10 protein-coding genes are annotated in these 9,631 nt (G+C 70.7%); 5 read left to right on the top strand and 5 right to left on the bottom strand.

The features are described from left to right. Positions 1-447: SOS response-associated peptidase family protein (locus Q0W60_RS16685; protein ID WP_297697214.1), on the top strand; the 447-nt coding region annotated here is incomplete at its 5' end. Between the two features lie 231 nt (positions 448-678). On the opposite strand, the gene Q0W60_RS16680 is transcribed toward Q0W60_RS16685, so the two are convergent. The 3 genes from Q0W60_RS16680 to Q0W60_RS16670 form a co-directional block, all read right to left on the bottom strand. Then, on the bottom strand, positions 679-885 hold the full coding sequence (locus Q0W60_RS16680) for a DUF3126 family protein (protein WP_297697213.1): 207 nt from the start codon (positions 883-885) through the stop codon (positions 679-681). Positions 886-946: 61 nt separating this feature from the next. Next, complete coding sequence (cysE, locus tag Q0W60_RS16675; protein ID WP_297697212.1) at positions 947-1,777, bottom strand: serine O-acetyltransferase; 831 nt, start codon at positions 1,775-1,777, stop codon at positions 947-949. 29 nt (positions 1,778-1,806) lie between these two features. Continuing rightward, on the bottom strand, positions 1,807-2,421 hold the full coding sequence (locus tag Q0W60_RS16670; protein ID WP_297697211.1) for an NUDIX hydrolase: 615 nt from the start codon (positions 2,419-2,421) through the stop codon (positions 1,807-1,809). Between the two features lie 78 nt (positions 2,422-2,499). Here Q0W60_RS16670 and Q0W60_RS16665 point away from each other — a divergent pair, with 78 nt between their 5' ends. Next, entirely contained in the window at positions 2,500-3,117 is a 618-nt protein-coding gene (locus tag Q0W60_RS16665; protein WP_297697210.1) for a nitroreductase, read from the top strand. A gap of 348 nt (positions 3,118-3,465) precedes the next feature. Here Q0W60_RS16665 and queF read toward each other — a convergent pair whose 3' ends face one another. Then, a complete protein-coding gene (queF, locus tag Q0W60_RS16660; RefSeq protein WP_297697209.1) occupies positions 3,466-3,921 on the bottom strand; it encodes a preQ(1) synthase in 456 nt (151 codons plus the stop codon). Between the two features lie 96 nt (positions 3,922-4,017). Here queF and Q0W60_RS16655 point away from each other — a divergent pair, with 96 nt between their 5' ends. The 3 genes from Q0W60_RS16655 (at position 4,018) to Q0W60_RS16645 (ending at position 8,313) form a co-directional block, all read left to right on the top strand. After that, positions 4,018-4,818 carry an SDR family NAD(P)-dependent oxidoreductase gene (locus tag Q0W60_RS16655; RefSeq protein WP_297697208.1) on the top strand — a complete coding sequence of 267 codons (801 nt, stop codon included), beginning with the start codon at positions 4,018-4,020 and terminating at the stop codon, positions 4,816-4,818. Positions 4,819-4,997: 179 nt separating this feature from the next. Then, positions 4,998-6,143: an outer membrane beta-barrel protein gene (locus tag Q0W60_RS16650; protein ID WP_297697207.1), complete on the top strand. Its 1,146-nt coding sequence runs from the start codon at positions 4,998-5,000 to the stop codon at positions 6,141-6,143. Between the two features lie 196 nt (positions 6,144-6,339). Next, complete coding sequence (locus tag Q0W60_RS16645; RefSeq protein ID WP_297697206.1) at positions 6,340-8,313, top strand: nucleoside-diphosphate sugar epimerase/dehydratase; 1,974 nt, start codon at positions 6,340-6,342, stop codon at positions 8,311-8,313. Positions 8,314-8,500: 187 nt separating this feature from the next. Here Q0W60_RS16645 and Q0W60_RS16640 read toward each other — a convergent pair. Next, a partial coding sequence (locus Q0W60_RS16640; RefSeq protein ID WP_297697205.1) for a phosphoenolpyruvate carboxykinase (GTP) occupies positions 8,501-9,631 on the bottom strand: 1,131 nt, incomplete at its 5' end.

Here is a 9,631-nt window from a genome sequence, read left to right as displayed (position 1 = left end):
CGGGATTCCATCCGCCCGACCGATCCGGCGCCGGTGATCCTGGGGACCGCGGACGGCGCGGAGCTGAAGCAGCTGCGCTGGGGCTTCGCCCAGCCCGGCCGGCCGCCGGTGATCAACTTCCGCTCGGAGGGGCGCAGGTTCGCGAACGGGCGCTGCCTGATCCCGGCCGACGGATTCTACGAGTTCACCGGGACGAAATACCCGAAGTCGAAGTGGCTGTTCACGCCGGCCGACGGCTCAGAACTGTTCGGCATCGCGGGCCTGGTGCGGGACGAGCGCTTCACGATGCTGACCTGCGAGCCGGGGGCGGACGTGGCGCCCTACCACAACCGCCAGATCGTCATCCTGCCGAAGGACCAGTGGGCCGCCTGGCTCGGCCCCGCCGAGGCCCAGCCGCCGGTGGGACCCCTGCCGGCCGGGAGCCTGAAGGTGGAGAAGCTGAGATAGGCGGAATAGGTCCTTCGTCATGCCTGATGGAATCCGTGGCGGAGGTGCTGCAAAATTGCGCTACGCGGCCGGTATCCCCGCAACAACTCTCAGGCGATCAAAAGGGCTTTTCCACCTAGCGTCCCCTACCGCTCAGTCGCTGGGAGCAGCACACCCGCCGCGGCTGGGTGAAGCGCTCAACCTGGATCGCGATGGTGATCGACTGACTGGTGCGCAGCGGTCCAACGCGACCTAGGGCAGGTCTTCGGCGAGGATGGCCATCTCGAACATGAACGAGCCGTCGTCGTCCTCGTCCTGGAAGACGACGCCGATGAACTCCTCGCCGACGTAGACCTCGCAGCTGTCCTTCTGCTTGGGCCGCGGATGCAGGGCGATCCGCGCATTGGCGAAGGTCCCGCGCAGGTGGCCCTCGATCTTGCGGATGGTCTTCTCGTCCACGCCCACGCTCCCTGGCTTTCGGCGGCGGCGAACCTAGCCGGTCCGGCGCGCGCGATATACCTCAGATGACGTAGTCGTACACAGCCTCGGCGAGGGTGTGGTCCATGCTCCTGGCCGGCTCGTCGCAGGTCGGGCAGTTGACCAGCCGCGCCGGCACGCCGGCGGCGGTGCAGCCCTTGGGCACCGGCTTCAGCACCACCGAGCCGGAGGCGATCTTGGCGTAGTCGCCGATCTCGATGTTGCCCAGGACCTTGGCGCCCGCGCCCAGCAGCACGCCCTTGCCGATCTTCGGGTGGCGGTCGTCGCGCTCGGCGCCGGTGCCGCCCAGGGTGACGCCGTGCAGCATGGAGACGTCGTCGCCGACCACCGCGGTCTCGCCGATGACGATGCCGGTGCCGTGGTCCATGAAGATGCCGCGGCCGATGCGGGTGGCCGGGTGGATGTCGACCTGGAACAGCTCGCTCATCCGGCTCTGCAGGTAGAAGGCCAGCGTCTCGCGGCCGTGGCCCCACAGCCAGTGGGCGACGCGCTGGGTCTGCAGCGCCTGGAAGCCCTTGAAGAACAGGAACGGCTGCACGTAGCCCTTGCAGGCGGGATCGCGCTCGAACACCGCCTTCAGGTCGTCCTCGGCGATCGCGACCAGCTCGGGGTGACCGTCATAGGCCTCCTCGAAGATGTCGCGCAGGGTCATGGCGCGCAGCTCCTGGTCGCCGAGCTTGCGGGCGAGCTGGTAGGAGAGCGCGTCGCCGAGACTCTCGTGGTTCAGGATGGTGGCCGCCAGCACGCTGGCCAGCGCCGATTCCTGCTTGGCGGCCTGGGCGGCCTCGTTGCGCAGCGCGGCCCAGACCGGCGGCGCGGTCGCCGGATCGACGACTTCCAGCCGTCCGCTCATCGCATCCTCCCGCCCCATCGGACCTCTCCTCATCCTAGCATGGCGCGCGCCAGCGCGTCCGGGAAAGCGCCTTCATGGGCCATATGGTAGGCGCGAAGCAGCATCGCCACCGTCAACACGTCCTTCAGATGGCCGTCAATCGCCGCGGCCAGCGCCTCGCGGAACGGCGGCCGGGCGATGGCGAGATCCTCGGTGGCGTCCTTGTGGTGGCCGCCGGCGCCCTCGCTGAGGCCGGTGGCGACGAAACCGAACGCCAGCTCGTCGGTCACCGAATTGGACAGCTGCACCTGCATCACCTCGCGCCAGTGGGCCGCCTGCAGGCCGGTCTCCTCGGCGAGCTCGCGCCGGGCGCTTTCCAGGGGATCGACATCGACGGGCCCGCCGCCTTCGGGGATCTCCCAGCTGTAGTCGGCGAACGGCAGACGGTGCTGGCCGACCAGGGTGACGGCGCCGTCGTCGTGGATCGGCAGGACGGCGATGGCGAAGTTCTTGAACCCGACCAGGCCGTAGCGGGCCGGCCGGCCGGTCGGCGCGACGGCGTCGAACTCGCTCACCCGGATCCAGGGATTCTCGAAGGCGACGCGCCCGGGACCGCGGATCCATGGCCGGCCGTGAGGTCGCAGCCAGGCGGGTTTGTCGGCCATCGCGCTTGCTCGTCTTGTCCCGGACGCCGGCGCACCCATAAAGAGGCGCCACCTTCGGCTTTCTTAAACGAGGCGCCCGTGCCCGTCGCCCTGCCGCCCGCCGCCGAGTTCGGCGAGCCCCTGCCGGTCGAACCGGCCCCCGAGGTCCTGCGGTTCCTCGCCAGGCGGCGCTCCGCCTCCGCCGTCACCCTGCGCGCCCCGGGGCCCACGGCCGAGGAGCTGGGCCAGCTGCTCCGGCTCGCGACCCACGTGCCGGACCACGGCAAGCTTGCGCCGTGGCGGTTCGTCATCCTCGAGGGGCCCGGAAAGGACGCCTTCGCGGACCGGCTGCAGGCGCTGGCGGAAGGCCGCGGCGATGCGCAGTCCGCGGCCAAGCTGGCCAAGCTGAGGACCCCGCCGCTGGGCGTCGCGGTGATCTCCTCGCCCAAGGCGCCGCACATCCCCGAATGGGAGCAGCGGCTCTCGTCCGCCGCGGTCTGCACCACCCTGCTCTATTCGGCGCTGGCGATGGGCTATGGGGCGAACTGGATCACCGACTGGTACGCCTACGACCCGGAAGCCCAGGCGATCCTCGGCCTGACGGAGGGCGAGCGGGTGGCGGGGTTCCTGCTGATCGGCACGCCGGCCGAGCCGCCCCGCGAGCGGGAGCGGCCGATGCCGGAAAACCTGGTGACCTATTGGCGGTCGCAAGGTTGAGCGCACCCCCTCCTCCTCGATGGAGGAAGGGCAGCGGCGGTGGCGATCCCCGGATACACAACGGCCGGGCGGCGCCAAGCGCCGTCCGGCCTGAGGTGACACGCCCGAGGAGAGTTGGGCGAGCCCAGGTATAGGACGGTTGGAGGCGTTTGGAAAGCGTCTATCGGGTGCGACGCGAGGGCCGCCGAGCTTTTCCCTCGGAAGGAGAATTAAGGCGCCGCCAGTTGACGGGCTGCGAATGCTGCCCCCCGGCGCCCCTAGACACCGCAATACGACGCCGCCCGGTTCGAAGGACCGGTGCGGACCCGCCTTGACCTTGGGGAAGACGGCCGGAGCCGTTCCGGAGCTTCAGCCGCGGCCGCGGTAGGGGGCGACGCCCTGATCGGGCAGCCACAGGCCCTCGGGCGCCGGCCCGCTCTGCCAGAACACGTCGATCGGGATGCCGCCGCGCGGATACCAGTAGCCGCCGATCCGCAGCCAGAGCGGCTCCGCCACCTCGACGATCCGGCGACCGATGGCGACAGTGCAGTCCTCGTGGAAGGCGCCGTGGTTGCGGAACGAGCCCAGGTAGAGCTTCAGCGACTTGGATTCGATCAGCCACTCGGCGGGCGCATAGTCGATCACCAGGTGCGCGAAGTCGGGCTGGCCGGTCACCGGGCAGAGCGCGGTGAACTCGGGCGCCGTGAAGCGGGCGAGGTAGAGCACGCCCTTCTGCGGGTTGGGCGCGCGCTCCAGCACCGCCTCGTCCGGGCTGGCGAAGCCCGGCGTCTGGCGGCCGAGCTGGGTGAGCTGGTGGTCGTCCATGCCCGATGGCTTAGCCCCGGAGCCCGCGCGGCCGCAACCGAGACAAGCCGCGCGCCCGGCGCTAGGACACCCATCGAACAGGCGCGGGAGAGAGCCATGGCGGCGGACGATTTCAAGGATTTCGTGGTGGTGGTGACCGGGGCGTCCACCGGACTTGGCCGGGCGATCGCCGTCGCCACCGCCCGGCGGGGCGCCAGCGCGGTGGTCATCAACTACGCCCGGAGCGCCCAGGAGGCGAATGAGACCGCGGCCGAGGTGGGCGCGGCCGGCGCCAAGGCCGTGCTGGTCCAGGGCGACGTGGCCTCCGACGCGGACTGCAGGAAGATCGCGGCGGCGGCGCAGGCCTTCGGGCGCATCGATGCGCTGTTCAACAACGCCGGCACGACCACCTTCGCCGCGCATGGCGACATGGATCGGGTGTCGGCGGAGGACTTCCTGAGACTCTACGGAGTGAATGTGGTGGGGCCGTTCCAGATGATCCGCGCCTGCCGCTCATTGCTGGAGGCCGGACCGCGCCCGGGCGCGGTGGTCAACACCGCCTCCATCGCCGGCGTCACCGGCATCGGCTCCTCGGTGCCCTATGCGGCCTCGAAGGGGGCGCTGAACACCATGACCCTGTCGCTCGCCCGGGCGCTGGCGCCGAAGATCCGGGTGAACGCCGTCTGCCCGGGATTCATCGACACCCCCTGGTTCGTCCGCGGCCTGGGCGAGCAGGGCGCCGAGCGGGTCAGGGCCAATGCGGCGGCGAACACCCCGCTCAAGGCCGCCTCGACGCCGGAGGACATCGCCGATGCGGCGGTGTTCCTGGCCTCGCCGGCCGCGCGCCACGTGACCGGCGAGACGCTGCTGGTCGACGCCGGCAGCCACCTCGGGTTCGCGCCGCTCGTGGCCCGCTGAGCGCCGCGCGAGGCGCCCAATCAAGCGGCGCCCGGGCCAACCGGCGCTCAAACTTCGATCAGGCGTCGCCATTCGGCCGGCGCAGGCGGCGGTTGCGTTGAACCCGCGCGCCCAAGCCGTCCCCATTCCCCCCGCACGGCCGCCGGTCCGCCGGACAAGGCCCAAACGAGGGGAACGAGATGAAGCCATTCGAGAAGATCGGCCTGGCGGGGGCCGCGGCCCTGGCCCTGAGCCTCGGAGCGGCCACGGCCGCCCGCGCCGATGCACTGTCGAGTCCGGCCATGACGCCGCCGCTGGCGGCCGATCCCGATCCGGCCAGCTTCGACGCCGGCGCGCTCGGCAAGATCTATCTGAGCGGCCAGCTCACCGGCGTCGGGCTGTGGCAGGACAACTCGATCCCGGGCGACAAGGACAGCCGCGCCGGCCTCTCCAACGCCCAGCTCGAGATCCAGAAGACCGACGGCGTCTTCCAGTTCTACGTCCAGGGCGGCGCCTATTCGCTGCCCTCGCTCGGAACCCCCTACATCAAGGCCGACAAGCTGCCGGACCTGACCTACAAGTGGGTCCCGCTCGCCTATGTGAAGATCCAGCCCAGCGCCAACTTCAGCATCATGGCCGGCAAGCTGCCGACCCTGATCGGCGCGGAGTACACCTTCACCTTCCAGAACATGAACATCGCCCGCGGCCTGTTGTGGAACCAGGAGCCGGCGATCAGCCGCGGCGTGCAGGCGAACATCACCAACGGGCCCTGGGCGGTCTCGCTGTCGGTCAACGACGGCTACTACTCGAACCGGTTCACCACCGGCTCGGCGCTGGTCGCCTACACGGTCGGCAAGCAGGACACGGTGGCGTTCGCCGGCTCCGTGCAGTTCAAGAAGACCGCCAAGACCGGCTTCGCGACCCCGCTCGTCCAGAACAATGGGGACATCTTCAACCTGATCTGGACCCATACCGAGGGCGCCTGGCAGGTCATCCCCTACCTTCAGTACATGCACGTCTCGGCCAAGCCCTCGATCGGGATCCCGGATTCCGGCTCGCACTGGGGCGCCGCCGTTCTCGCGAAGTACAGCTTCAGCCCGACCTTCAGCCTGGCCAGCCGCGCGGAGTACATCGCCTCCTCGGGCGGGACGAACATGCTCTACGGCCCGGGCAGCAGGGCCTGGTCGCTGACGCTCACGCCAACCTGGCAGCTCAAGACCTTCTTCATCCGCGGCGAGGTCTCCTACACGGGCCTGGACAAGGCGGCGCCCGGCGCGGGCTTCGGGGCCGACGGAAGCAAGGACAGCCAGACCCGGGCCATGGTGGAGGCGGGCGTCCTGTTCTGAGAGGGCGGCGGGGTGTCGCCCGAAACGCGCACTCGGCGCTCCGGCGATCGCGGCGGGGCAAATCCGTTTGCGTCTGTCCGGCGCGGTTCCTAAGGTCGGGGCGATCCGCCAGGCTGCCGCTCGTCGCCGGGCTCCGCCCCTGGGGAGCGTCGTCTATGCCGCGCCTTAACCGTTTGGTGGCCGTTCCCAGGAGCATATGCTGACGACTCGCAACGCGAACGAGGTGCGGCCCATGGAGCGAGTGGCGTTTCGAGCCCAGACCATCGTCGCCGACGTGGTGCTGGCCGCCCTCGCCTTCGCGCTCGCCTACGCGGTGGCGCCGCTGCGCCTGACGGGCTTCGGCTTCTCGGACCTGCCCTCGCTCACCCTGATCCAGCTGGTGACGCTCTATGCGGCGCTGGCCGGCGGCTTCACGGTGCTGTTCCGGCGCGAGCTGTCGCCGTGGCGCTACGCCTCGATCGGCGACGTGCTGGTGCTGGCGCGGATCGCCATCCTGACCGCCGGCGTGTTCCTGCTGTGGGTGTTCGTGCTCGACCGCGCCCGCGGCGTGCCGCGCTCGACGCTGTTCCTGGCGCCGGTGTTCCAGATGGCGGCCTCGATGGGCGTGCGCGTGCTGCGCCGCGCCCTGCACGAGCGGGCGTTCGTCGCGCTCTCGCCGCTGAAGAACTTCAGCGATCGCGCGGCCCAGGCGCCGCCGCTGCTCTTGATCGGCCCGCCGTCGCTCGCCGACACCTATCTGCGCGATGTCGCCCGCAGCCACGACCGCAGCTTCACCCCGATCGGCATCGTCGCGGCCGAGCCGCGCGACGTCGGCCAGCAGGTGCGTGGCGTCTGCATCATCGAGAGCCTGGAGAACCTGGACGCGGCGCTGACCGACCTGCGCCGCTGGAACCGTTATCCGCGCGCGGTGCTGTTCCTGGAGGAGCCGGCGCGGCTCAAGGGGCTCACCGCCGACCAGCTGGGGCGGCTGAAGAACGACGGCGTGCGGCTGCTGCGGCTGCCGTCCATCGTCGAGCTGGCGCACCACGAGGGCGTGAACCTCGTGGCCATGCGCGACATCAACATCGAGGAGCTGCTGGCGCGCGATCCGATCGAGCTCGACCGCCACGCGGTGGGCGGGCTGATCCGCGGCCGCCGGGTGCTGATCACCGGCGCGGGCGGTTCGATCGGCGCGGAGCTCTGCCGCCAGGTCGCCGCCTTCCAGTGCGCGCACCTGAGCCTCGTCGACTTTTCCGAGACGGCGCTGTTCGAGATCGAGCGGGAGATCTGCGAGAAATATCCGCAGGTCCCCTGCCGCGCGGTGCTGTGCGACGTGCGCAACGGCGAGCGGGTGAACGCCATCTTCCGCAAGGAAGCGCCGGACCTGGTGTTCCACGCCGCGGCGCTGAAGCATGTGCTGATGGTCGAGCGCCACCCCTGCGAGGGCGTGCTGACCAACGTGGTGGGCACCTGGAACGTGGCCGAGGCGGCGCGCGCCTGCGGGGCCGCCCAGATGGTGCTGATCTCCACCGACAAGGCGGTCGACCCGACCAGCGTGATGGGCGCCTCCAAGCGGCTGGCGGAAGCCGTGATCCAGGGCCAGCAGTCGTCAAACGGCACGCGCTTCGCGGCCGTGCGGTTCGGCAACGTGCTGGGCTCGGCCGGTTCGGTGGTGCCGATCTTCAAGTCGCAGATCGAGCGCGGCGGGCCGGTGACCGTCACCCATCCGGACATGGCGCGGTTCTTCATGACCATCCCCGAGGCCGCCCAGCTCGTGCTGCACGCCACGGCGACCAGCGCCGACGGGGCGCCGGGACCCGCGCGGCTGTTCCTGCTGGAGATGGGCGAGCCGGTCAGGATCATGGACCTGGCCCGGCAGATGATCGCGCTCTCCGGCCGCACGCCGGGCAAGGACATCGAGATCCAGATCGTGGGCTTGCGTCCCGGCGAGAAGCTGACCGAGGCGCTGCTGGACGAGAGCGAGCGGGCCGAGCCCTGCGCGCCGAAGGTGCTGGAGGTGGTCTCCTCCGCGCCGCTGCGGCTGAAGGGCTCGCACATCGCCGAGCTTCGCGCGCTGGCCGAGGACGGCGACGGGGAGGCGGTGCGCGAGGCGATCTTCCGGCTGGTGGCGCAGGTGCGCGGCGAGCGGGCCGGCGCGGCGCCCAACCTGCGGGTGGTGGCCGGCGGCTGAGCCCGCCGGCGCTCAGGCTAGAGCGAATAGACCCGCGCCAGGTGCAGGCGCAGCAAGGTCGCGACCAGCCCCGCGGCCGCGCATCCCACAAGACTCACCGCAACGGCGACCAGCATTTCGGTCCTTCCCAAACTGGGCGCAGAGGTGCGCGGCCAGCCAGGCGAAAATGCGGCGACGCGTCGCTGCGCTATTCCGCCGCCGCCATGGCGGGGGAGCGGGCGGCCTTCAGGCGTCGGACGAGGGCCTCGTGCTCGGCGCGGAGCGCCTTGGGCAGCCGGTCGCCGAACTTCTCGTAGTGCGCGCGGATGAGGGCGGCCTCCTCCGTCCAGACCTGAGGATCGACGGCGGTGAGCAGCCGCAGCTGGTCCGCGGTGAGGCCGAGGCCGGCGATGTCCAGGCTGTCGGGCGCAGGCACCAGGCCGATCGGCGTGTCGAGCGCCTGGGCGCGGCCCTCCAGCCGCTCGATGATCCACTTCAGCACTCGCGAGTTGTCGCCGAATCCCGGCCAGACGAACCGGCCGCGCTCATCCTTGCGGAACCAGTTGACGAAGTAGATGCGCGGCAGCCTGGCGGGATCGCCCCGCTCGCCCATGGCCAGCCAGTGGCCGAAGTAGTCGCCCATGTTGTAGCCGCAGAACGGCAGCATGGCGAACGGATCGCGCCTGAGCTCGCCGATCTTGTTCTCCGCCGCGGCGGTGCCCTCGGAGGCGACGTTGGAGGCCATGAAGACGCCGTGCGCCCAGTCGCGGGCCTCGGTGACCAGCGGCACCGCCGAGGCTCGCCGGCCGCCGAACAGGATGGCCGAGATCGGCACGCCGGCCGGATCCTCCCACTCGGAGGCGGCCACCGGACATTGCGCGACGGGCGCGGTGAAGCGGGCGTTGGGATGGGCGGCGGGCTCGGGGCTCGCGGGCGTCCAGTCGCGGCCGCGCCAGTCGGTCAGGTGCGCCGGCGGCTCCGGGGTCAGCCCCTCCCACCAGACGTCGCCGTCGTCGGTGAGCGCCACGTTGGTGAAGATGCAGTTGGCGTGCAGGGTGGCGATGGCGTTGCGGTTGGTCTTCAGCCCGGTGCCGGGCGCGACGCCGAAGAAGCCGGCCTCCGGATTGGCCGCATAGAGCCGGCCGTCCTCGCCGAACCGCATCCAGCAGATGTCGTCGCCGATGGTCTCGGCCTTCCAGCCGGGCAGCGTCGGGACAAGCATGGCCATGTTGGTCTTGCCGCAGGCGCTGGGGAAGGCGGCGGCCATGTAGTGCGGCTCGCCCTTGGGCGGGGTCAGCTTGACGATCAGCATGTGCTCGGCGAACCAGCCCTCGTCGCG

It is taken from the genome of Phenylobacterium sp., assembly GCF_025934275.1.
Taxonomy (GTDB): Bacteria; Pseudomonadota; Alphaproteobacteria; order Caulobacterales; family Caulobacteraceae; genus Phenylobacterium.
Note: the sequence above shows the minus strand (reverse complement) of the source record. Positions and strands in the feature narration are given on the sequence as shown.

Bases quoted from the DNA above. Each gene is read 5' to 3' on its own strand.
- cysE (WP_297697212.1), bottom strand. From the start codon at position 1,777: ATGAGCGGACGGCTGGAAGTCGTCGATCCGGCGACCGCGCCGCCGGTC.
- Q0W60_RS16670 (WP_297697211.1), bottom strand. From the start codon at position 2,421: ATGGCCGACAAACCCGCCTGGCTGCGACCTCACGGCCGGCCATGGATC.
- queF (WP_297697209.1), bottom strand. From the start codon at position 3,921: ATGGACGACCACCAGCTCACCCAGCTCGGCCGCCAGACGCCGGGCTTC.
- Q0W60_RS16655 (WP_297697208.1), top strand. From the start codon at position 4,018: ATGGCGGCGGACGATTTCAAGGATTTCGTGGTGGTGGTGACCGGGGCG.
- Q0W60_RS16650 (WP_297697207.1), top strand. From the start codon at position 4,998: ATGAAGCCATTCGAGAAGATCGGCCTGGCGGGGGCCGCGGCCCTGGCC.
- Q0W60_RS16645 (WP_297697206.1), top strand. From the start codon at position 6,340: ATGCTGACGACTCGCAACGCGAACGAGGTGCGGCCCATGGAGCGAGTG.